The 23,388-nt window shown below is 48.5% G+C and carries 25 protein-coding genes; 5 read left to right on the top strand and 20 right to left on the bottom strand.

What is annotated here, in order from left to right; genetic code table 11:
- Positions 1-26: 26 nt before the first annotated feature.
- The 6 genes from BM058_RS11295 to BM058_RS11320 form a co-directional block, all read right to left on the bottom strand.
- Positions 27-1,121, bottom strand: a complete 1,095-nt coding sequence (locus BM058_RS11295) for a nicotinate phosphoribosyltransferase (RefSeq protein WP_090927155.1) — start codon at positions 1,119-1,121, stop codon at positions 27-29.
- 178 nt (positions 1,122-1,299) lie between these two features.
- On the bottom strand, positions 1,300-1,488 hold the full coding sequence (locus tag BM058_RS11300) for a hypothetical protein (RefSeq protein WP_090927156.1): 189 nt from the start codon (positions 1,486-1,488) through the stop codon (positions 1,300-1,302).
- 183 nt (positions 1,489-1,671) lie between these two features.
- Entirely contained in the window at positions 1,672-3,957 is a 2,286-nt protein-coding gene (locus tag BM058_RS11305) for a DNA translocase FtsK (protein WP_245736954.1), read from the bottom strand.
- A gap of 64 nt (positions 3,958-4,021) precedes the next feature.
- On the bottom strand, positions 4,022-4,645 hold the full coding sequence (ytpR, locus tag BM058_RS11310; RefSeq protein ID WP_090927157.1) for a YtpR family tRNA-binding protein: 624 nt from the start codon (positions 4,643-4,645) through the stop codon (positions 4,022-4,024).
- 66 nt (positions 4,646-4,711) lie between these two features.
- Positions 4,712-5,509, bottom strand: coding sequence for a DUF1444 family protein (locus BM058_RS11315; RefSeq protein ID WP_090927158.1), 798 nt, complete (start codon positions 5,507-5,509; stop codon positions 4,712-4,714).
- Positions 5,510-5,628: 119 nt separating this feature from the next.
- Entirely contained in the window at positions 5,629-6,639 is a 1,011-nt protein-coding gene (locus BM058_RS11320; RefSeq protein WP_090927159.1) for a PTS transporter subunit IIC, read from the bottom strand.
- A 137-nt stretch (positions 6,640-6,776) separates the two neighbouring features.
- Here BM058_RS11320 and BM058_RS11325 point away from each other — a divergent pair, with 137 nt between their 5' ends.
- A complete protein-coding gene (locus BM058_RS11325; RefSeq protein ID WP_090927160.1) occupies positions 6,777-7,223 on the top strand; it encodes a YtoQ family protein in 447 nt (148 codons plus the stop codon).
- A gap of 69 nt (positions 7,224-7,292) precedes the next feature.
- On the opposite strand, the gene BM058_RS11330 is transcribed toward BM058_RS11325, so the two are convergent.
- Both BM058_RS11330 and BM058_RS11335 read right to left on the bottom strand, forming a co-directional pair.
- Positions 7,293-7,838: a DUF84 family protein gene (locus tag BM058_RS11330; protein ID WP_322787881.1), complete on the bottom strand. Its 546-nt coding sequence runs from the start codon at positions 7,836-7,838 to the stop codon at positions 7,293-7,295.
- Positions 7,839-7,845: 7 nt separating this feature from the next.
- Entirely contained in the window at positions 7,846-8,919 is a 1,074-nt protein-coding gene (locus BM058_RS11335; RefSeq protein ID WP_090927161.1) for a M42 family metallopeptidase, read from the bottom strand.
- Positions 8,920-9,063: 144 nt separating this feature from the next.
- On the opposite strand from BM058_RS11335, the gene BM058_RS11340 reads away from it, so the two are divergent.
- Positions 9,064-9,369 (top strand): PepSY domain-containing protein, encoded by a 306-nt coding sequence (locus BM058_RS11340; RefSeq protein WP_090927162.1) that lies wholly within the window; start codon positions 9,064-9,066, stop codon positions 9,367-9,369.
- A 71-nt stretch (positions 9,370-9,440) separates the two neighbouring features.
- Here the strand turns inward: BM058_RS11340 and BM058_RS11345 are convergent, their stop codons facing one another.
- The 6 genes from BM058_RS11345 to BM058_RS11370 form a co-directional block, all read right to left on the bottom strand.
- A complete protein-coding gene (locus tag BM058_RS11345) occupies positions 9,441-11,336 on the bottom strand; it encodes a PTS fructose transporter subunit IIABC (protein ID WP_090927163.1) in 1,896 nt (631 codons plus the stop codon).
- A 14-nt stretch (positions 11,337-11,350) separates the two neighbouring features.
- Positions 11,351-12,274: a 1-phosphofructokinase gene (gene pfkB / locus BM058_RS11350; RefSeq protein WP_090927164.1), complete on the bottom strand. Its 924-nt coding sequence runs from the start codon at positions 12,272-12,274 to the stop codon at positions 11,351-11,353.
- A complete protein-coding gene (locus tag BM058_RS11355; RefSeq protein WP_090927165.1) occupies positions 12,271-13,026 on the bottom strand; it encodes a DeoR/GlpR family DNA-binding transcription regulator in 756 nt (251 codons plus the stop codon). The genes pfkB and BM058_RS11355 overlap by 4 nt, the downstream gene beginning before the upstream one ends.
- Positions 13,027-13,353: 327 nt before the next feature.
- Positions 13,354-14,202 (bottom strand): MBL fold metallo-hydrolase, encoded by an 849-nt coding sequence (locus BM058_RS11360; protein ID WP_090927166.1) that lies wholly within the window; start codon positions 14,200-14,202, stop codon positions 13,354-13,356.
- A 10-nt stretch (positions 14,203-14,212) separates the two neighbouring features.
- Entirely contained in the window at positions 14,213-14,869 is a 657-nt protein-coding gene (gene trmB / locus BM058_RS11365) for a tRNA (guanosine(46)-N7)-methyltransferase TrmB (protein WP_090927167.1), read from the bottom strand.
- A 173-nt stretch (positions 14,870-15,042) separates the two neighbouring features.
- Positions 15,043-15,843, bottom strand: coding sequence for a phosphotransferase family protein (locus BM058_RS11370; protein ID WP_245736956.1), 801 nt, complete (start codon positions 15,841-15,843; stop codon positions 15,043-15,045).
- A 330-nt stretch (positions 15,844-16,173) separates the two neighbouring features.
- Here BM058_RS11370 and purU point away from each other — a divergent pair, with 330 nt between their 5' ends.
- Positions 16,174-17,046 carry a formyltetrahydrofolate deformylase gene (gene purU / locus BM058_RS11380; protein ID WP_245736958.1) on the top strand — a complete coding sequence of 291 codons (873 nt, stop codon included), beginning with the start codon at positions 16,174-16,176 and terminating at the stop codon, positions 17,044-17,046.
- Here the strand turns inward: purU and BM058_RS11385 are convergent, their stop codons facing one another.
- The 4 genes from BM058_RS11385 to thpR are packed head-to-tail and all read right to left on the bottom strand — an operon-like array spanning position 17,047 to position 19,658.
- Positions 17,047-18,000: a nuclease-related domain-containing protein gene (locus BM058_RS11385; protein WP_090927170.1), complete on the bottom strand. Its 954-nt coding sequence runs from the start codon at positions 17,998-18,000 to the stop codon at positions 17,047-17,049. It abuts the gene before it with no gap.
- Positions 18,001-18,015: 15 nt separating this feature from the next.
- Positions 18,016-18,705, bottom strand: coding sequence for an LrgB family protein (locus tag BM058_RS11390; protein WP_090927171.1), 690 nt, complete (start codon positions 18,703-18,705; stop codon positions 18,016-18,018).
- Positions 18,698-19,063 (bottom strand): CidA/LrgA family protein, encoded by a 366-nt coding sequence (locus BM058_RS11395; RefSeq protein WP_090927172.1) that lies wholly within the window; start codon positions 19,061-19,063, stop codon positions 18,698-18,700. Before BM058_RS11395 ends, BM058_RS11390 begins: the two co-directional genes overlap by 8 nt.
- 37 nt (positions 19,064-19,100) lie before the next feature.
- Entirely contained in the window at positions 19,101-19,658 is a 558-nt protein-coding gene (gene thpR, locus BM058_RS11400; RefSeq protein WP_090927173.1) for an RNA 2',3'-cyclic phosphodiesterase, read from the bottom strand.
- A gap of 167 nt (positions 19,659-19,825) precedes the next feature.
- Between thpR and cysK the strand changes: the two genes are divergently transcribed.
- Together cysK and BM058_RS11410 are read left to right on the top strand one after the other, a co-directional pair.
- Entirely contained in the window at positions 19,826-20,764 is a 939-nt protein-coding gene (gene cysK, locus BM058_RS11405) for a cysteine synthase A (protein WP_090927174.1), read from the top strand.
- A gap of 334 nt (positions 20,765-21,098) precedes the next feature.
- A complete protein-coding gene (locus BM058_RS11410) occupies positions 21,099-21,317 on the top strand; it encodes a DeoR family transcriptional regulator (protein ID WP_090927175.1) in 219 nt (72 codons plus the stop codon).
- 46 nt (positions 21,318-21,363) lie between these two features.
- Here the strand turns inward: BM058_RS11410 and BM058_RS11415 are convergent, their stop codons facing one another.
- Complete coding sequence (locus BM058_RS11415; RefSeq protein ID WP_090927218.1) at positions 21,364-22,107, bottom strand: pseudouridine synthase; 744 nt, start codon at positions 22,105-22,107, stop codon at positions 21,364-21,366.
- 16 nt (positions 22,108-22,123) lie between these two features.
- A complete protein-coding gene (ftsW, locus tag BM058_RS11420) occupies positions 22,124-23,266 on the bottom strand; it encodes a putative lipid II flippase FtsW (RefSeq protein WP_090927176.1) in 1,143 nt (380 codons plus the stop codon).
- Between the last annotated feature and the right edge of the window lie 122 nt (positions 23,267-23,388).

Genomic DNA, 23,388 nt, shown 5'->3' on the forward strand with positions numbered 1-23,388 from the left:
CGGCACCGTCCCCCCTTTTGTTTTGTCTATACTCGTTCCAGCCGGGGGTTCGGGCGGTAGACCCGTCCTGCTTTTGCCTCATCTTTATCATTTATCTTTACATTATCCCCCGTAAAACCGATATGAATCTCCAGAAGGCTGCTTCCGACGCCGTACAGATCAATCGGAACATTCATATCCTCGTATTCATTGATTTTCTCTGCTGTAAAGCCTCCGCTGGCGAGTATCTGCACATGCTGATACCCTTCTTCATCCAGTGCTTCACGGAGCGCAAACAAAAGTTTCGGGTTTACACCACGCGGATCAAAAGCTCCCATCACTTCAGGGTGACGGCAGAAATACTGATCCACCATATGATTGGACGTATCCACCCGGACACCTTTGAGGTCATCTCCAAATTCACGTGCGAGTTTCAGAGAATCCATAATGACATCGTTATTATAATCAACCAGAGCCATTAAATCGTCATCAGGATACGTTTCTTTATACGCACGACTGGCCGCTACAACGTCTCCTTCAAATAACTGAATCAACGCATGCGGCATGGTTCCCATTCCTTCTTTCCCCCACCACTCACTCATGGCATGGGTAGCCTGGGCCTTTGACCCTCCGATATAAGCGGAATACCCGTCCCCAGCCTGCTGGGTGAAATGGTCATCCCGGTCTCCCATAAAGATAACCGGTTTCCGCGCACCTGATTTCCGGGCTGCTTTCACAACATTATATACATTTGTTGCGACGGATGTGCGGCGTGCAAAAATGCCGTCAATCAACCCTTCCAGGTGGCCGAAATTCTGGTAGGGGCCTTCAATGGTGAGGACCGTTTCATAAGGTTCAACCTTATCACCGTCTTCGAGGGAGTGAATAACAAGATCCTCCGGGTTTTTAGCAAAGGTCTTGATCAAGGCAATCACCTCATCAGTTCCACAGAGAACAGCATGTTTCTTCTGGAAAAACTGCATCGTTACATTTTCGTCGGATTTATACTTTTCGGCGATTTCTCTTGTTTTCAGGAAATAAACAGCCGAAAACCAACCCTCTCCAACCCGCTCATCGAATTTGAATGTTTCATTGGTCAGCCGTTTTATATCTCCCTGCATTTTCAGTGCGATCTCTTTCATCTGCCTACTCCTTAACATTCAAAAATAATTTCATTGTTTTCTATCAAAGGATAAAAGAAAAAGCTGTTTCAAAGAAGCACAGGGCGCTGCCTGTTCTGCCTGCGCCTTATACCTTTTGAAACAGCCTTTGTTCAAGCAGCCTCATTTCCGAATACTCCTTGGCTTTCAAACTTCTTTCTCAGTGAACCAGGTCACCCCGGCCCTGTTCCATAATAACAGCTTCGAGAATTTCCTGTACATCTGCTTCGTTGACGTCCCGCAGTCCATCCTGAAGGACAATCGGTGTATCCTTCTCTTCCTGTTTCAAAAGTTCTAAAGCCTCCGGATACAAAAATCCCAACAATACATTCAGCTGAATCTGTTCCATAAGAGCTCCTCCTTCTCAAGAAGTATGCCGGCTTCGGAATTTCAGCCTCTGTTCCGTCATGTTTCTCAAAACATACTGTTACACGGTCCAAAGGGAGGTTCATGAATGCTGTGGTTCCCTGTCTCCTTCTATATTATAGAACGCGGAGAGGAAAAACAAGCTTTTTGCTGAGATACAAGCCTGTTATCCGCTGATCTGTTCTTGAATTTCATGTTCACTTAACAGCACTCTGCGGGGTTTACTTCCATTTGCTTCAGAAATAATCCCTTGATTTTCCATCATATCAATAAGACGGGCAGCCCGGTTATAACCGATGGAAAAACGGCGCTGCAGCAGGGACGAAGAGGCTCCCCCCTGCCCCGATATAAAGAGACAGGCTTCCGGAAACAGTTCATCACTGTTTTCTTCCTGCTCTGCTGTTTTCTGAAGATCTTCGCGCCCAAAAATGTAGGAAGGCTGCTTCTGCTGCTTTACGTCATTCGTAACAGCATCAATTTCTTCATCTGTTACAAAGGTTCCCTGCACCCGGAGCGGTTTTGAGGTACCATTTTGATGAAAAAGCATATCCCCTTTGCCTATAAGCCGTTCTGCCCCGCCTGCATCCAGAATAGTACGGGAATCAGCCTGAGAAGAAACAGCAAAGGCTGTACGGCTTGGAATATTGGCTTTAATCAAACCTGTAATCACATCAACAGAAGGACGCTGCGTAGCAACCAGAAGGTGTATGCCGCAGGCCCGCGCCTTTTGGGCAATCCGGCAGATGGCATCTTCCACGTCCTGCGGAGATACCATCATCAGATCAGCGAGCTCATCAATGACTATGACGATATACGGCATTTTATCGGCTTTATTCTCCATTTTTTCATTGTATTTCTTAATATCACGGACGCCCTCTGCGGCAAGTTTTTCGTAACGTTCATTCATTTCAGCCACAGCCCGTTTCAGCCCCGCCGTCGCCTCTTTGGCATCATTGATGACCGGCGTCACCAGGTGGGGTATATCCTTATACGAAGCCAGTTCCACCATTTTCGGGTCAATCAGCATCAGTTTTACTTCGTCGGGATCCGCTTTATAAAGCAGACTGAGAAGAATGGAATTAATACATACACTTTTGCCGGATCCGGTAGCACCTGCAATCAACCCGTGCGGCATATCCTGCAGATCCGTGACAATCGGAGAGCCGGAAATATCGAGTCCCATCGCGACTGTTAATGGTGATTCCTTTCGTATGAAGGCATCCCGCCTCAGGATTTCCCGGAGCAGAACAGGGTCACTCTCTGCATTCGGAACTTCTATTCCGATCGTGTTTTTCCCGGGGATGGGGGCTTCCATCCTCAAATCTTTCGCCGCCATCGCAAGCTTTATGTCATCGGTGAGATTGGTAATTTTATTGACTTTCACCCCTGCGGCGGGCTGGACTTCGTACCGCGTGACGGAAGGGCCTTTTGTCATATCCACCACTTCTGCATCGACGTTAAAATTCTGAAGTGTCTGCTCCAGCTGCTGCTTCTGGTAAGAGAAATCTTCTTCCTGCATTTCCGGTTTTCTCGGCGGCTGCTGCAGAAGCTGAATGGAAGGAAACTGATAAGCGGATGGATCTGAAGTTTTGGAAATGCTGCCGCCCGAACCACGACCGGACTTTCCGTCAGGCTGACGGAGTACATTAAATGGAACGTCCGGGCGGGCAGCAGCCGTTTCTTTCCGGGATGTCTGTGCCGCTTCACGTTCACGGCGTCTCCGTTCCTGACGGGAGGATGAGGTTTGGGAAGATGAGTGTGCTTTCTCTTCGTTTTGCTCTGTTTCCTCCGTTTTCTTCGACGATTCCAGCCCAACCGATTCTACAGCAGTTTCTGTGCTTTCTTTCTCTTCCGTTTCACTTTCGGAAACATCCGTTTCCATAGGTTCGGCTTCCTCCATACCGGCATCCTCTTCTTCTGCAGGAGGGGAGGAAACGTAGGTATCGAGTGCTGGACTGTCCGGTTCCGGTTCCGTCTCCTGCTCCGTTGATTCGTCCTGCCATTCCTGTTGGGATGGGATCACTTCCTCATGTTTTCTCAGGTAGCTCGAATGAAGCGGAACCTTTTCAAAGCCAAAAATGGGAGACGGGATATTCTCTGCGGTGAAATCATTTCCCTGGAAATAAGTACGGGGGGCCTCTTTTTCATTTTCCGAAGGGGCAGACGCCCGGCTTTTTTGTTTTTCAGAAGAAGAAGGCGGGCTTTCCTCCTGTGTTGTTTCTTCTTTATCTCTTCCACTTCCGTTCGTCTGCGGTTTTGCATCCAGTCTGTCCTGCCCGCTCTTAGGGTAATAATGTACCATTTTAATTCGGGCATCCGACTGTTTATGAAGCTGTGCAGGTCTGCTGGGTGCCGGTTTTTCTGTTTCGTTTTCTTCCTGCCCGGCATGCTCTTCGTTTCCAAAAAAGAAACGCTGCATTTTTTCTTTCAGCCGTTGAAAGGAACCAGCCATAGTATCTTTCTCCTCTTTCCGGAATGTCATCAATAAAGCGGGGATATGCAGCAGGCAGCAACACTCACTGCTCGTGGTACTGCATCAGGAAATCCGCGCCTGTCGTGTAAGAGTCGTTCAGCTCAAGAATTCCTTTCTCCGACGGCGCATCAGGAAGTGCCAATTCTTTGGCGGAACATATCATACCGCTGGAGGAAACACCACGGAGCTTGGATTTCTTTATTTTCATCCCGGAAGGCATCTCAGCTCCCGGTTTGGCAGCGACGACTTTCTGGTCTTTCCTTACATTCGGCGCACCACATACGATCTGTAATATATCCGTTCCGATATCAACCTGGCAGACACTCAGTTTATCGGCATCCGGGTGTTTCTTTTTTTCTGTAACCAGGCCGACAACAAACAATGATTCCTCCGGAAAAGAAACAATATGCTGTTCAAATCCGTTTGTTGTCAGAGCATGCTCGATCAGATCTTTCACATCTTTTGTCAGCGCGCACATTCCGGTCTGGTTTATCTTCCCGTAAGAAGAAGCACGAAAAATGTGAAACCCGGCTGTTTCTCCATTTTCTTTATCATACAGCCGTGCCACATCCCCGTTTCTTTTTATACCTCGGTTCTGTTTGTCTATTTCTTTCAGGGAAACAAGGAGTGTATCCCCGATGCCTTTATTGTTGTAGAAAACGTTCATGACTGTTTCTCCTTTTCCTGTGAAATTCCTATGTTATTGTAGCATAAACCGAGCCGTGGTGCGCTTTTAATTCTCTGGTTTTTTTCGTGCCAGAATAAAAATCGGTTCAAGACCACCGTCTTCGTACAAGAACGGCAGAGCTGTCACAGGAATCCGGCCGTTGTTGAAAAAGCGGAACGCCATCTGACCCAGCACATCATAACCGGCGTCATTTTGAATATCGGCAATAATCAGCACATCCTGGTGCGGCACAGCGACGGCCGCATCGCCTGTAATCTTTGCATTCATTTCTTCCATAAAGGCTTCATGCAGCAGGCGGCTGGCATCGTATCCATCATTGGAATTAATAAAATAGAACGTATTCCCCGCCACTTCATCGGTTTTATATTTATTCGGAAGCTGACGGACGTTAAACAATGCGATTTCCTTCATCTGTTCATTCGAGAAACCTTCTTTATTGACCGTTTCTTCTTCGAGCATTGTATAGGCATCTCCCAAATCCAAAGCATAGTAAATTCTTGTTTCCGCTGTATGCTCGGAAAAGAGCAGCGCCTTCCCTTCTTTTGTTTCCGTTGGGAAGGAGGTGGATCTCAGTACTGGATAAATGTTTTTTTCCTTTCCCGCGATAACAACATTACGCTCCATCGCTTCAAAAGAGGCATCAATAAACATCACCGCTTCTTCCAGCGCTTTCTCGTGATTAGTGTCATTTTTAGCCAGAAGTTTGTTCAGATCAAGATCCAGCCCTTTATTCAGACCGGTGTGCTCCACGCGCAGCGAGCTTTTTTCCTCGTCGAATATAAACTTTCGGTTATTTTTTGCAAGCTGTTTCTCCAGTCTGTTTCTGAATTCCTGTAAATCCATCTATATCTCTCCTAAACGCGTCATCCATACTGTTTAACGGTATTTCTTTTAGTTTAACACGAAAAAAACCCGTATATAAATCAATAGACGACCCTCTCCGCTCAAAATGGTGTTATGCTTCACCCTTGATCAATCGTCATATCACCGAATGTAATCCACTGCTTCTTTCTCATCCATTCCGACAAAAGGAGACTTATGATGGCAGGACCGGCGATATGGGTGAGCAGCATGGCCAGCAGCACATCCGCGTGAAACCCCATCACCGAAAAAGTCATTACCTGACCGACCAGCCCGCTCGTTCCCATGCCTGCACCTGCTGCATTGTTTTCCATAAGAAAAATCATCGTTGAGAACGGGGCAAAAACAGCACCTGCTATCGTCGGTGGCAGCAGAATAACAGGTTTTTTTACAACGTTAGGCACCTGCAGCATGGACGTCCCGATACCAAGTGCGGCTAGACCTGATACTCCGTTTTCCCGGTAACTGCTCACCGCAAATCCAACCATCTGGGCAGAGCATCCCACTGCTGCAGCGCCCGCAGCTATTCCTTCCAGTTCAATCATAATGGCAATAGCCGCGCTTGATATAGGGGCGGTAAGTGCCAGGCCCATCAGGACGGCGACGATGATTCCCATAATAAACGGCTGCCTCTCTGTCGCCCACATCACGGCGTCTCCGAAACCAACCATTCCGCTTTGAATGACCGGTCCCAGGAAATAGGCCGTCGTATATCCCGCTGCAATCGTAACGAACGGTGTCACAATGATATCCAGTCTCGTTTCTTTCGATACAAGTTTCCCAAGTTCTACAGATATCAATGCAGCAAGAAATGCCCCTGCCGGACCGCCAAGTTCAGCGCCGGCAGCGCCTGTTATAACAGCGGAAAACAGAACAAGCGGCGGAGCTTTCAGGCCGTAGGCCACCGAGGCACCGATGGCAGGCCCCATAAGATCCATCGCAAGCTGCCCCATCTCTTCTAAAAAGGACAGCGTAAATTGTTCACCAATCGTGCGTATAATAAGACCAATAATCAATGAAGAAAAAAGACCAAGAGCCATATAACTCAGCGAAGTGACAGCATATGTCTTTACAGATAAATTAACACCTTTCCGCAAAAAAAATTCCTTCATCGTTCTCCCCCTCACGCTAAAGAATTGTGATGTTTTTCACTTTCTTTTATCTTACCCTCCTTCTTCATGAATTGACAAGAGAAAGGATGCATTTCATGATGTGTATGTAATAATTTCTTGATAAGGGAGGCTTCAGCATGGAACTAAACGTATATTTAGCAGGACAAATTCACGATGACTGGAGACAGGAGCTGAGAGAAACGGCCGAAAAACAGGAGCTTCCTCTTCGCTTCTTCGGACCGATGGAAAACCACAGCCGTTCCGACAACATCGGCGAAGAAATTCTCGGCAGTCAGCATGACGCCGTGCAAAAAGACGATGCCGCTTCCGACTTTAACAACCTGCGTACCCAGATTCTGATGCAGAAATCTGATGTCGTCATCGCGCTGTTCGGTGAAAAATATAAACAATGGAATACTGCTATGGATGCCGGAGCCGCTGCTGCTATGGGCAAGCCTCTGATCCTGATCCGTCCCGAAGATCTCCATCATCCGACCAAGGAACTGGCTAACAAGGCAAACGTTGTCGTTGAAACGAAAGAACAGGCGCTCCAGGCTCTTTCCTACGTATTCGAAACCCAATAACCACATGCTTTTCATACATTGTTGATTTATCGAAAAAAGCCGCTCGGAACAGTATCCCGACGGCTTTTTTTATTTATTCTGCTGATTTTCTGACAGCTGATGACTCCGTCTGTCAAAGCACCACTGCCCGTAAAGAAGCCGGACCGTGTGCTCAAACATTTCCGCTCTTGATATCATACCATCCGTGAAAATGCCGACCGCTCCTTCATGGTGGTTGATGTTGTGCCGGTTGGTGTAGTCGTTCATGATTGTTTTTAATTCGCCGCCTGTCTGAAGTTTTTCAGCGATTTCAGCAGGCAGTTTTATTTTTGCACCGGCAGCGGTAATCATACGTCCGCTGCTGTCGGTCAGAGCTCCCCAGTTACAGAGATACAGCCCGTCCTGCATTTCCATCACACCGCCTTCAAGGCCGATACCTGCGTCCGCTCCTTCATTCAGAACAGCTGCCGCACGGTACTTTGCTCCCTCTTTCGTTTCTTCATCGGAAAAGGGCTGCACGGAGACACCACTTTCGACCTCAAACCCGTGAATATCATAGTCCTCGTTTCCGAAAACAGCAGACACCGCTTTTACTTTTGCTTTATTGGTGGACCCGATGCCGAGAATCATTGTCATCGGAGCATCAGACTCCCTTGTGGATGGCTTCAAGGGCGCTGTTATCTGTCGTCTGCACAAGCTTCACGAGCAGTTCTTTGGCTGCGGCATAATCATCCACATGCAGAATCGAACCCGAGGTGTGAATATACCTTGAGCATACCCCGACGACGGCGGATGGCACGCCTTCGTTCGATGTATGTACCCGTCCGGCGTCTGTGCCTCCCTGGGATACGAAATACTGATACGGAATATCGTTGGATTCCGCTGTATCCAGGACAAAATCACGCATGCCGCGGTGGGTGATCATCGTCTGATCAAAAATCCGGAGAAGGGCTCCTTTTCCAAGATGACCGAATGCATCGCTTCCACCGGCGGCGTCATTGGCCGGACTTGCATCCATCGCGTAAAACACATCCGGCTGAATCATCCGGGACGCTGTCGCTGCCCCGCGCAGCCCGACTTCTTCCTGCACCGTCGCACCGGAATACACAACGTTTGGATGGGTGATGTTCTGCAGTTCTTTCATCAGTTCAATGGACAAGCCGACGCCGTACCGGTTATCCCATGCTTTAGCCAGGATCTTCTTTTCATTGGCCATCGGTGTAAACGCACCGGCCGGCAGAATAGGCTGTCCCGGTTTCACTCCGATATTTTCAGCGTCTTCTTTATCATCGGCTCCGATATCGATATACATTTTTTTCATCGGCATCGGTTTCTGGCGCTGGGACTCTTCCAACAGATGCGGCGGTATCGATCCGACCACACCGGGAACGACTCCTGCATCGGTGATGACCTCTACTCTTTGTGCCAGCAGCACCTGACTCCACCAGCCGCCGAGCGGTTCAAACTGAATCATTCCCTTTTTGTCGATGTTGGTGACCATAAAGCCTACCTCATCCATGTGTCCGGCGGCCATCACTTTCGGGCCGTCTGCATCTCCGGTTTTTTTTCCGAAAATACTGCCCAGTTTATCCTGCACAATCTCGTCACTTAAAGGCTGCAGCTCTTTTTTCATATAATCTCTAACCGGCTTTTCAAAACCGGGGGCTCCCGGCAGTTCGGTTAACGTCCGGAACATCTGTTTTGTCTCTTCGTTCATAATAGGCTCCTTCCCACTGCTGGTTTCCCTTTTTATTCTATCGGAAGCGTCCTTCATTTTCTACCGATATACATCTTAACGTTTGGAATCATATGAATTTTAAGCTATACTTGAAGGAAATGAGATAGAAAAGGCAGGGATAATATGAAAGTAAGAGATATTCTCATTGGAGCAGGTGTAGGTCTTGCAGCCGGTTATGCATTGAAAGAATGCACCGCAAGCAGCCACATTTCTCCTGAAAAAGCACTGAAAACCGTAAAGGAAAATATTCAGGATCATATACCTGTCAACGGATCGTGGATTCATATGACTGCGGAAAATTACATGAAAGACAATCTCGACTATAAAGTGTACCGCGGCGGTATTTCGAGCACCCAGGAAGGCGAAACAAAGCAGATGGATTTCATCGTCGATGCCAAAACGGGTACCATTCTGGAATTAACATCATAAATCAAACCTGGACAACCCAGTAAAAAAACGCTCCCGACTATCTTTATTGATAATCGGGAGCGTTTTTTTATTTATTTCACCGGGCGTTTTAAAATCCCGACCAGCAGTGCTGTTACCATCATTCCGATGAGAATGGCCGCGAGGTAGAGAAGCGGATTCGCACCCTGGATCGTAAGGAAGACAAAGATACCTCCGTGCGGTGCCGGCAGTCCGGCACCAAACAGCATGGCAAGTGCTCCTGCTACAGCAGAGCCGGCCGCAGCCGCTGGAATGATACGTCCGGGGTCCGCGGCCGCAAATGGAATCGCTCCTTCCGTAATGAAGAATGCTCCCATGAAGTAACTGGAGACGCCGGCATCCCGCTCTTCTTTTGTAAATTTCCCGCGGAACAAACTGGTGGCCAATGCAATACCGAGCGGCGGCACCATCCCGCCTGCCATAATGGCTGCGTGCGGAGCGAAGTTTCCGGCATCAATCATGGCAATGCCAAACGTAAAGGCTGCTTTGTTAACCGGGCCGCCCATGTCCACTGCCATCATACCGCCGAGGATGAGACCGAGCAGGACAATGTTACCGGTCCCCATCCCATCCAGCAGATTTTGAAGAGCCGTGTTCAGCCAGCTGACCGGTGGATTAATGATAAACGCCATTAACAAACCGATAATGAAAATATTAAATACCGGGTAAAAGAGAATCGTTTTGATGCCGTCGAGTACTTTCGGCAGATCAGCGAGCGCCTTTTTCATCAGATTCGCTGTATAACCGGCCAGGAACCCGGCAATCAAGCCGCCGAGGAAACCAGCGCCTCCGGTCGTTGCCATGAATCCTCCAATCATGCCGGGCGCAAAACCGGGACGATCGGCAATGCTCATCGCGATAAAACCGGCAAGAACGGCAACCATCAATTGAAAGGCGTGATCGCCGCCAATGGAGTTTAACGCTGCAGCAAAGGCATTGTAACTTTCATGCCCTTCCTCGGCGGAATTAATGCCGAAAAAGAACGATACGGCCATCAGCACGCCGCCGCCGACAACAAACGGCAGCATGTTCGACACTCCGTTCATGAGGTGTTTGTAAAAACCAGTCCGACCTTTGCTGTCGCTCGAACTGTCTTCTTCTGCCGATCCCTGCGCGTGATATACCGGCGCCTGACCGCTTGTGATCTGATGAATCAGCTCTTCGGGGCGTTTCATCCCGTCAGAAACTCCATTGATCGATACCGGCCGGCCGTCAAACCTCGTCATTTCCACTTTTGTGTCCGATGCGATAATGATACCGTCAGCGGCTGCAATCTCTTCCGGCGTTAAGGCATTGCCGATACCATCGGAGCCGTTGGTTTCGACTTTAATGGACAAGCCTTTTTCTTTTGCCTTTTCTTTCAACGCATCCGCTGCCATGAAGGTATGGGCAATACCTGTAGGACAACCTGTAACAGCAAGAATCTGCGGTGTCGTGCGTTCTTCGCTGCTAGACTGCTGCGCCTGCTGCTCTTCTTCACCGGCGCCAAGCTTCTCTTCCTCTTTCTCGTCAACGAGTGTGAGAATCTCATCTTCTGATGAAGCCTGCAGCAGGTCCTGCCGGAACGTTTCATCCATCAAAAGCGTCGACAGCCTGGATAATGTCTGCAGGTGATCCTGATTGGCTCCTTCACTTGCTGCGATCATGAAAAACAAATGCGCCGGCTGCCCGTCGAGGGAATCGTAATCTGTTCCTTCCTGCGACCGTCCAAAAGCGATGGCCGGAGTTTTCACCGCTTCTGTCTTGGCGTGGGGAATCGCGATTCCTTCGCCGATACCAGTAGAACTTTCCTGTTCCCTTCCATGGATTGCTTCTTTAAACGCAGATGGATCGGACAGATTCCCTGCTTTATCCAGCACGTGTACCAGTTCATCGATAACACCATCTTTGGAATCAGCCTCAAGATTCAGAACCATCGTGTCTTTTTGAAGCAGTTCTGTAATTTTCATAGTATGTCACCCCTTTATGAATTACTGATTGTCGTAATGTCTATTTCCCCTTGAAGCTGTTTCACTTCCTCTTCCGTGCAGAACGTTTCTGAAAACGCCGTGGCACTGCCTGCTGCTGAGGCATAAGCGAGTATGTCTTCCGGTTTCTGGAAGACCTTCAATGCTTTAATAAAACCGGCTGTAAGCGAGTCGCCCGCTCCCACGGAATTCACCGCTTTACGCTTGGGAGGTACAGCGCGGCATGCCCCGTGCGGATGCAGATAGACGGCTCCTGCACCAGCCATGGAAATAATAACGTGCTCGATGCCGTATTCTTCCATCAGTTTTCTTCCGTAATAGACTGCGTCTTCCGGCTTTTCAATGGTCACGCCGTACAGTTCGCCAAGCTCGTTATGATTGGGTTTGATAAAAAACGGTGCTGCCTGGACTGCTTTTTTCAAAGGTTCTCCGCTCGTATCAAGATACACCCGCACGTGTTGGTTTTTCAGCGTATTCATCAGCTCTTCGTAACATCCGGCGGGAAGCGAAGCAGGGAGGCTTCCGGCGATAACAACCTCATCCTCAGCGGTCAATGGTTTCAGTTTATCTTCGAACGCTTTCCTGTCGGACTGCCTCACTTCCGGCGATACACCATTTACTTCCGTTTCCCCGGATCCTCTCAATTTGACGTTAATGCGGGTATCTCCATCCACCGCTGTAAAATCAGTCGATATGTCTTCCTGCTGAAGCATGTCTTTTATATAATCACCGGTAAAACCGCCGGTGAAGCCGAGTGCTGTACTCGGCACGCCGAGACGTTTCAGCACACGGGAAACGTTGATTCCCTTCCCTCCCGGATATTTGATATCTCTTTCGGACCGGTTCACAGTTCCTTCCTGAAAACCGGGAACGTCCACAACATAATCCAGGGCGGGATTAAGCGTCACGGTATAAATCATAGTTTCACAACCTTTACTTCTGTTCGCTGCTGCAACTGCTCCAGATATTTTTCGTCCATACTGTCCGACGTCAGCACTGCTGCTTTCTCCAGCTGTGCGACGCTTGCAAATGAAGTCTCCCCCATTTTGGAAGGATCGGCCAGCACCCACGATTTCGAAGACAACGACAGCGCTGTTTTTTTCACAAATGCCTCTTCAGGGTCAGGAGTGGTGTAACCGTGGACAGCGTCCACCCCATTCATCCCAAGAAAACAGGTATCAAAACGGAATTCATGCATCGACATGACAGCTTTTTCCCCCGTCAGCGCCGATGTTCCCGGTTTGGCTTTTCCGCCGGTCACATAGGTCTGAATGCCGCGTTCCAGCAGAAGCGGGACGTGAGGGATGCCGTTTGTTACGACGACAATATCCTTCCCGGTGAGATGCGGAATCATTTCCACTGTTGTTGTACCGGCATCAAGAAATATACAGTCCCGTTCTTTTACGAGGGATGCCGCCTCCGCTGCAAGAGCCTTTTTATCTTTTTGATTAGTGCTCTGTTTTTCGGCAATTGAAGGCTCTTCCAGTTTCCGCTTTAAAAGAGAAGCTCCTCCGTGTAAGCGTTTTATATAATGTTCAGACTCAAGTTCGGTAAGGTCCCGCCTGATGGTCGACTCGGATGCACCAACAGCGGAAACCAGCTCCTGTACGGACACGGTTTCTCTGGACTGCAGGAAGTTCAGTATCTGTTCTTTTCGCTCCACATGAAGCATGATACGCCCTCCTCTCATGTTCAAAGGAAACGCTTACTATTATTATCTTTCTATATTATATAACCATTTTCGTTCAAAATCAATCATTATCAATCATATTTTTAATTGATTTTGACTGTAATCAATCATATGTAGTCACATTGGTGACGATGGAAGCAGATTGTGCACCTTAGATATACTCTAACGGTTACTTTTTCCCTTTTTTCGTAAAAAGTACCTTTTAGAGCGTATCTAACACTCACATTCTCCTTCAGCCCCCTGAAAAGTGATGCAGAGCGTAAACACAAAAAAGATGACTTCTGCTTCTCACAGAAATCATCTTCTCCGTCATGCCCCGTTATTCCCAAGTATATGCTGCTGCGTACCGCCCTCTTCATCAAACTGAACCGCCCGGTATCTGCAGTCATGATAAAACGTAAACCAGGACCGGCTGTTGTACCCGAGCTCCATATACCGCTGTTTTACCGCTATAGAATCCATCGGGTAATCATCATAGGCGGTTACCCACAATACAGGCTGATGGGCAAGTGTTGGCATATTGTCCGCCATATGGATGAGCGTTTCTTCCCCCTGCTCCATGGTAATAATACTCATACCCCGGCTGTGGCCGCCGGTTTTTTTCATCGTTATTCCGGGAGCCGGGATGCAGGTCTCCTCATATGTTTCCACCTGGCTGCGTACCGGTTTCCAGTTTTGTTCCCAGTACGTGTTCGCAGACCGGATATTCGGGTTGGTCGTTTCCGCCCACTCTTCAGCTGAGGTCCGGATGACCGCGTTCTCAAAGACAGGAACATCCTCTCCGTGCTGATGCTTAACAAGCCCGGCCGCATGGTCATAATGCATATGCGTCATCAGAACGTCATCAATGTCCGCCGTTGTTAATCCAAGCGCATGCAGATCCTCTTCAATCTGTGATTCCTCCGTGATGCCGAAGTTGCGCTTCTGCTTTTCTGTGAAACGACCATTGCCAATACCCGCTTCTATCAACATGGTTCGGCCGTTTCCCTGCACCAGAATAGGATCGCAGCGCGTCTCGACCTGATTCTGTTCGTTCACCGGATATTTCCGGGACCACAGCGGCTTTGGTACAACACCGAAAATCGCACCGCCGTCCGGATGTGTGACGCCGCCCCGCAGCCACGTCAGCTTGTAATCCCCGATTGTCAGCTGCTCCATGAAAACCCTCCTATTCCGCTTTCTCCTCGTTTGGAAAGAATGCTTCCAATCTGTAAATCGGCTGCCCTTTCTGATAAAACTTCCGCTCATATTCTGTCATAATATTATGTTCCATGCCGCTGTTATGAAGATCAAGAGAAATATTTTTCAGTACCATTCCGTATCGTGACATGCTTTCCAGACTGTATTCAAACAAAACTTGATTATCGGTTTTCATATGGATATCATGCTCATTCCGGAGTACTTTTTCGTATAAATCCAAAAACATTTTATACGTCAGGCGCCTTTTTTCATGCCTCTTCTTCGGCCACGGGTCAGTGAAATTGACAAACAGCCTGTCCACTTCATTTTCACCAAAAAAGTCAAGTAGATTTAAGACATCCCCGTGAATAAAACGGATATTTTCCCGTCTTTCATGAAGAATGCGCTGCATTCCTGTAACGAGGACGCTCTCGTATTTTTCCATTCCAATAAAATTGATATCCGGGTAGGCCCGGCTCATTTCATCAATAAATTTCCCTTTTCCGGTACCAAGTTCGACATGAACCGGATTGTCATTGCCAAAAAGCTCTCTCCATCCGCCTGTTACCTGGGATGGATCCGATACCACCAGTTCCGGATGCTGCCGGATCCAGTCTCCGGCCCATGGTTTACGGCGCAGCCGCATGTGCATTCCCTCCTGTTCCAATATTCCCTGCCGTTTCTTTTAACCCGGCAGCAAGTGCCGGATGTCATAAAAGTCCGACCCGCCGGGCCGGACTTTCAGATAGTATGAGAAACTCCCACGCTGCACACGTCCTGAAGGCAGTGCAGACGACTCATCCTGTGGAAGCTGATCTTTTAAACGGTGCCGTATACGAGACTGCGGACATAGTCCGTCCATGACGCAGCTTTCTGGTTAAAACCCCTGCTCCGGTGATAAAGAGCCCGTTCAAGAGCATCTGCTGTGACGTACCAGTGCATCCGCCTTTTCAGGTTGCCGGTAAGGGAAAGTCCGTAATGGCGCAGCCACTGTTCCCATTCTCCCACCGGTATATACTCATACAAAAGAAGCCCAAGATCAAAAGCCGGATCCGCAACCGTTGCTCCGTCCCAATCTATTAAATATAATTCATTACTGGAATTAATCATCCAGTTATTGTGATTGATATCACAGTGACAGACAACCATCGGTGATGATACCACTTCCGAATAAGCAGCAAGCAGGTAATGAAGGGCCTCCTGAAATAACGGGGGAAATGTTTCATCCTGCTGCATCTGTGATTTTAAGTTCTCAATGATTATTGATGGCGTCAGCGGCTCATTTCCAATCCGCTTGAACATATCAAGCAGTTCGCTGGATGCATGTATCTTGCTCAGGAGGCCGGCGACATCCGCGCGGTTCATGTCGGAGGCACGCAGTTCGCGTCCGTGCACCCAGCGCTGTGCTGTAATAACGTCTCCGTTTTCCAGACGCTTTGTCCACAATAACTTTGGAACTATTCCTTCGGCAGAAAGCACTGCTAAAAAAGGGGAGGAGTTACGTTTTAGAAACAGCTTCTGCTCTCCGGCCCAGGCAATATACGCTTCACCGGTCGTTCCGCCTGCAGGTTCAACGGTCCATTCATTTCCCAATAGAAGATCCAATACCTTCACCCTCATTTTTACAGTTTCCTCTTTCAACCACTATATCAGGCAGAAATTCGTCTGTTTATCTATTATTGTCCATTCCTTCCGGAAGTCCGGATGAACGTGCGTGACATGGGAATTTTTCCGTTCTTCATTTATTTCAATGTCGTAAAAGAGCGAATCGTTTTTAATAGTATCAAAGTTTTTGATACATCGTCAACGACAACCTTTGTTCGTTCTCTTGCCGGACAGAGGCGGCTGGTGGCGCTTCGGATGGAGTGGTCGATCTTCTTCTTTTTTTTTACCCGGCAGGAGTGATATAGTTAAAACGTATGAATGATTTATATTTGGAGGATTATTGTCATGTACGAAACCCATCTATCGAATCGGGCGCGTCTGTTAATATCCTGCCCGGACCAGCCCGGTATTGTAGCTGCTGTGTCGCAGTATCTGCAGGAGCAGCAGGCTAATATTGTACAGTCCGACCAATACAGCACGGATCCGGAAGGCGGAACATTTTTCATGCGTATTGAATTTAACCTGCCTTCTTTCGAGGAACGTTTCCCTCGTATTCTACAGGGATTTGCATCTATTGCCGACTCGTTTCAAATGAGCTGGCGGCTCGAACAGGAACGCAAGCGGAAGAAAATGGCTGTGTTTGTATCCAAAGAGGACCATTGTCTGCTGGAGCTCTTATGGCGCTGGCGTTCCGGTGAGCTGGAAGTGGACATTCCGGTCGTCATCAGCAACCATGATCACCTTCGTGATATTGTCGAAAGTTACGGCATTGCTTTCCGGCATATTCCGGTCACCAAAGAAACAAAACTTCAGGCGGAACAACAACAAAAAGAAGTGATAGATTCATATGATATTGATTTCATCGTGCTGGCGCGCTACATGCAGATTCTTTCTCCTTCGTTTGTGAAGTCGTTTCAGCATAAGGTCATCAACATCCACCACTCTTTTCTGCCGGCTTTTATCGGCGCCAACCCTTATCAAAAAGCCTTTGACCGCGGCGTAAAGCTGATCGGTGCGACTGCCCACTATATAACGGATGATCTCGATGAAGGGCCAATTATCGACCAGGAAGTTCTCCGGGTCAATCACCGCTACGGAGCAAAAGACCTGAAAGTCGCCGGACGTAACGTGGAGAAAATTGCACTTGCCCGGGCCGTCGACTGGCATATCCAGGACAAAATCCTCGTTTACGAAAACAAAACGATTATTTTCAACTAGTCAGTCTTCCTCTTCCATATCTTCCATCAGTTCCCTCCGCCGAAAAGATGTCGTCAACGTATGCTGCAGTAAAGTTTCCGCCGCATACAGCTGATTTTTCTTAATCGGCGAGGGGGTTCTTTTTCTTTTCTCAAACCAGGCATCGTGATTTCGTTTATCCACCATTTCCACTTTCATTCCCGGGGCCCGGTGGTCAATGACAGAGGACGGGGACCATACTGCCCGCTGCAGCTCCATTTCAAGCGACTGCTCCTGAAATATAGATTGAATGACACGGCTCATTCGATTAAGCGAAATCACCGGGTTAACGATACGGTGTCTGCTCTTATGAACATACTCGTTCCAGTAACGACCCGAGGACGTCTCAAACACACTGTTTTTATCTCCGGATAGGCAGGACAGGCAGATAATTTCTGTCGGACTGATCAGAATGATATCCATGTCCAGCGGAGCACTCCCGACAGAGAATACCGGATAATATAAAATAAGATAGTTATCAGGCAGGAATCGAAGCAGAAACCTCAAGTTCTGATCATATTTATAAACAGGATTCATACGCGATTCTTCCAGAATGGATGCACTCGCCCACCTCAGCTGAGCCATGAATAACTCTTCAAAGAACATATCCTTCAATTGCTCAAGCGATTTTCCTTCGTAAAAAACAGAGCGGTCATCCGCCTCCTGCGCCGGTTCTTCTTTTTTTCCGCGCCTTTCCTGAAACTGTTTCAATCGGTTGACAGCTCCCTGAAAAAAACCTTCCCCCGCTTCTTCAAGCCAGTCCTCCAGCGTTTCTTCCTGAAGAGGCTCCTGCGCATTTTCATTATTCACCTTTCTCCAATCGCGTTTCATACTCTCCCACCGCTCTTTTTTCAAGCGGGAAAAACGACTCAGGTAGCGCTGCATATCATTCATGTACCTTGATGTATAATCTTCCAGTTTTATTAAATGAGCCATGATAACCCCTCCTTATCAAAAGAAAATCGCTGTCAGTAATGGGGTGATAAAGGAGAGAAGCAGAGCGCTGAGTGTCATCGCCACAGATCCTGCTGTCCCTTCCAGTTCACTATTTTCAAGTGCTTTTGCCGTTCCTATGGCATGGGAAGCTGCTCCGAAAGAAATCCCTTTGGCAAGAGACTGTGATATGCCGGTAAAAGCAAACACATAGGACGCACTCACGACACCGCCTATACCTGCAACCATGACAAAAACAGCCGCAACAGCCGGAATACCTCCTGTCGTCTGTGCGATATCCATGGCGACCGGTGTCGTAACCGATTTCGGAAGAACGGTCGCAATCAATTCGTCATCCAGACCCAGCCACCTTGCAGGAACATACCCCGACAGCACCCCCGCCACCGCACCTGCTGTGACACCGGCAGTGAGTGGAAATGCATATTTTTTCACCGTTTCGCGCTGTTTGTACAGAGGCAGGGCAAGAGCCACCACTGCAGGACCCAGCAGTTTTTCAATCCATTGTCCGCCTGACATGTAAGTCGAATAGGAAATATCCATAACAAGCAGAAACAAGACAATGGTGATCGTTCCGGTGACAATCGGCAGCGTAATCGGATACGGAAAACGCCGGTAAAACCGCCGGGTTCCTTGATAAACCGCCACTGTTCCTGCCAAAGCCGCAAGTGCCGGAAGCCATTCATTCATCGTGGGACCCCCTTTTTAACAGCAGCTGCACCGTCCAGCCGGACGTAACAAGCACCAGCAGTGTGCTTACATACGCGATCACCACAAGCCACAACCCCTCGCCGGCAAATAAAGATGTATGAGCAATAACACCTGCTGTCACCGGCAGAAAAAGCAGCGGCATATGAGACAGGAGAAGGGATGTACCCTGTTCAAGCCATGCCGGTTTGACGATGTTGAGGGAGAAGCAGGCAAGCAGCAAAAGCATACCGATAATACTTCCGGGTATCATAAGTTGGAGCGCTTCCTGAATCCATACTCCTGTATAATAAAAAACAAACAATATCGCAATATGAAAGACAATTCGAATAGTCTGCACCTTTTATCCCCTACAATCCTGGTTCTCTGTTTTCATTTCAGCTTTCAGCGAGCGGAAAGGTTCCCATCCTCTCATATTTGGGTATGCGGTGAGGGTGCGTCCGGAAAAGGACAGCTTCTTTTACCGTCCATTCGATCGTTTCAAGCGCAGGCAGACAGTCGAAGCGTTCGGAAAATGAAGACGTTTCGGTCCACTTCCGGGCTAACGTAATATGGGGGCGGTATTGTCGTTTCTCTTCCGTAAAGCCCGCAGAGACACAGCTTGCGGCGACACGCTGCTGGAAATGCTGCAATTCCTGCGGACATGCCGTGCGCGCCCATAAAACCTTCGGTGCCTGCCGGGGACCGAAATATCCTATTCCGCCTGCCTGCATCGTAAATGCAGAATGTGCGGCACAGCTTTGCTGCAGTAGTTCCATTGTCTGTTGAACAGTGTATGTATCGGCTGCACCGAGAAAAAACAGGGTTATATGGTAGTCGTCAGGATGTACCCAGTTTTTAAACGAGAGGCTCGGCGCTGCTTTCCGGGTCCACACAGCTAGTTTTTCTTTTACCTCTACGGGCAGGGCAAGCGCGGTGAAATAATGCGGTTCCATGACAATCCTCCCTCGGTGACGTTCCTTTCTTCTCCCTATTATATCGGATGATCCCCATCTTTGCTAAACACAGAAACAAACGGCTTCGTTTGTGCAAATAGAAGGAAAGGCCGGGAGTATGTTAAGATAAATGATGCATTCGATATGATTCAAAGGAAGTGTCCATTATGCAAGTTGTATCCAATATGTCAGATTTAGTCGGGAACACTCCCCTTGTTAAGCTGAACCGGCTCCCCGCGGCTGATGGAGCCGATGTATATTTAAAACTCGAGTTCCAGAATCCCAGCGGCAGCGTAAAAGACCGCGCTTCCAACCATATGATTGCGCAGGCGGAAAAAAAAGGTCTGCTGCGTCCGGATTCTGTCATTATCGAACCGACATCAGGAAATACCGGAATCGGCCTTGCCATGAATGCATCCGCAAAAGGATACCGCTCTATTCTCGTGATGCCGGACACGATGTCCCAGGAGCGGATCAATCTGCTGAAAGCCTACGGCGCGGAAGTGGAACTCACTCCGGGAAATAAAAAAATGCCCGGAGCGATTGAAAGAGCCCATGAACTGGCCGCAGAAATACCTTCAGGCTTTATGCCGATGCAGTTTGAGAATGAAGACAATCCTGATGCACACCGCAAAGGAACAGGAGAAGAAATTAAAGAAGCGATGGAGGAACTCGGCAAACCGCTCGGAGCATTTGTTGCAGCCTCCGGTACAGGTGGAACGGTCACCGGCACCGGTGAAACGCTGAAGTCGCATTACCCGGATGCAGCCATCCACGTCGTCGAGCCGAAAGGATCTCCCGTTTTATCCGGAGGAAGCCCGGGGCCGCATAAATTGGTCGGGACAAGCCCAGGATTTATACCACCGGTATTGAACCAGGATATTTACGATTACATCTATAAAATCTCCGACGAAGATGCCTACGATGCAGCTCGCGGCCTCGCCCGGGATGAAGGAATTCTTGTCGGCCCTTCCACAGGGGCGGCCTGCTATGCCGGCATGGAGACAGCGCGCCAAATGAAGCCCGGTGAAGTAGTGGTCGTCATCGCCTGCGATACAGGAGAACGTTACCTCTCGACCGACCTCTTCCAGTACAGCAAAAATTAGCAGAGGGGAAGCATCACGGTATGAGACCGGGTGCTTCTTTTTTGTAAACATTTAATTAAAAAAATGACTTTTCTATATTTTTTATTAAGTGTTGCGAAACTTCCTTTTCTATGCTTTGCGCATGCTCAGGAAATATTGTATAATGCAACTACAACATAAGGGGCCATTGATAGGTTGGAAATATATACGTACCATTTATGCTTTGGCTGATATCACACTAGTTCGTCACACCATGACCGTTGCATCGTTTCCCTGTCAATGCGGATAACTAACAGCATGATGAAACGCCCCGGGAGTAAGATTTCCCTATTCATTAAAGCTAAGGAGTGGTTTTTTGAGGCCATCAACCGACCGCATGATCACCCGGGTAAAATCGATTTATCTTTATATTAAAGAGAAAGGGACGGTGACGACGAGCGAACTGGTTGACGAATTCGGAATCACCCAGCGGACGATTCAGCGGGACCTGAACGTGCTGGAATACAATCACTTAGTCCACAGTCCTTCCAGAGGAAAATGGACAGCCACCAAAAAGAAAGTAAAAGTTTCTTGATTCTATAACGGCATATACCGTATAACAGAACCCCCCGGGCACTTGATTAGTCCGGGGGGGCTGTTTTTCCTTTGCGGTACGCTTCTTCAAGCAGAAGCTGCACTTCCTCTTCCTCCATATCCCGGTATTCACCGGCACCCAGGCTTTCATCCAGCGGAAGTGAACCGATTTGAATCCGTTTCAAATAACGGACTTCTTTTCCTACGGCTTCAAACATACGTTTCACCTGATGGTATTTACCTTCCCGTATCGTTATCCGGACACGCTCCGGCTCCTCGGGAAGCAGTTCAAGCTCAGCCGGTTTTGTTTGGTACCCATCGTCCACCAGAGTAACACCACGTTCGAACGCTTCTACATCTTCCTGTACTGCCTTTTCATCCAAAAGCGCTTCATACGTTTTAGGGACTCCCTTTTTCGGAGAAGTCAGCGCATGGGAGAACTTCCCGTCATTCGTGAGCAGAAGCATTCCTTCGGTGTCTTTATCCAGTCTTCCCACCGGAAAAGGATGACGGACAACATCTTCCCATTCCAGTATGTCGAGTACTGTTTCATGCAGTTCATCTTCGGTTGCACAGATAACACCGGCCGGTTTGTGCATCAATAGATAGATGTACTCGCGGTAATGAAGCGGCTCCCCTTTCACTTCAATGTCCTGAGTGTCCGGATCCAGGTGGACCGCACCGCTTTTTACTTTTTCTCCATCCGCTGTCACAGCTCCCTGCTTCAACAGTTTTTTTACATCTTTTCTTGTCCCAAAGCCGGTACTTGCCAGTAACTTATCAGCTCTCATCCATTTTCTCTCCCTTTTATGCGTCTGCATCCTGTTCTTCCCGGGCCCTTTTTGCACGTTTTCCTTCTCTTGAAATATTAGCCAGAATACCAATACCGGCCATGGATACAAGCATCGAGGACCCTCCGTAACTTAAAAACGGGAACGGAAGGCCTGTAATTGGCAGCAGGCCGGTTGCTGCTCCCGCGTTCACGACGGACTGGCTGACAAGTTGAAATACAATACCAAAAGCCAGAAGCGTTCCGAAGGTTTTCCGGCAGCGTATACCGGCTTTTATTCCTCTCCAGGCAATCGTCAGCAGACAGATCAGAACGAAACCAATGCCGAAAATACCAAGCTCTTCAGCGATCACCGCCAAGATAAAGTCCGTATGAGGGTCAGGCAGATAATGCATTTTCTGCACACTCTGTCCAAGACCTGTACCGGTCAACCCGCCATGTGCGATGGATATGTACGATTGAATAAGCTGATAGGCACTTCCCCCGGCACGTTCAGCCGAATCAAATGGATCGCGGAATGCTATCAAACGCTGGACACGGTAGGACTCACTCAATGCAAAGTACGTAATAACGGCACCGGATAAAAGAGCAAGAACCGTTAAATGCCGCATTTTCGCACCGGAAAGAAAGACGATGATACCGGCAGTCATTAAAATGGCGGCGGCGGTGCCAAGATCCGGCTGAAGCATAATCAGCGAAAACACGAAGACAACCAGCACAAGCGGCGGCAGCACTCCAGTGATGAACTTATTGATGTAGGCCTGTTTCTGGGAATACACCTGGGCAAGATAAATAATAACAGCCAGCTTCACAAATTCCGACGGCTGCATCGTAAACGGCCCGATGGAAATCCAGCTTGTGGCCCCGCGGATTGTTGTTCCTATGATAAGCACGAGTATTAGAAGCAGAATGGTCCCCGCAATGAGGAACGGAGACAGTTTTTTCAGTGCCTCGTAACGAAGATGCATAAAAAAGAACAGCAGCACACTGCCAAGTACCAGCCAGATTAATTGTCTTTTGAAAAAGTAGGCAGGGTCGTCATACATATCAATAGCAAGCGGAAAGCTGGCACTGAAAATCATGATAACCCCAAACACAGCAAGCAGCATAGCTGCCGATAATAACCACCAGTCATAGTCTTTGTAACGTCTCGTTTTCATATTACCTCCAGGGTGATTGCACGTCCCTTCAGCATCATTGTATTCTGTCCCGGCAGACGGGCGTTTTTACATTATACCACCGGGTCCTTCCGTGAAAAAGAGGACCCGGTCCCTGTTTTTTA

The organism is Salibacterium qingdaonense, from assembly GCF_900114715.1.
Taxonomy (GTDB): domain Bacteria; phylum Bacillota; class Bacilli; order Bacillales; family Marinococcaceae; genus Salibacterium; species Salibacterium qingdaonense.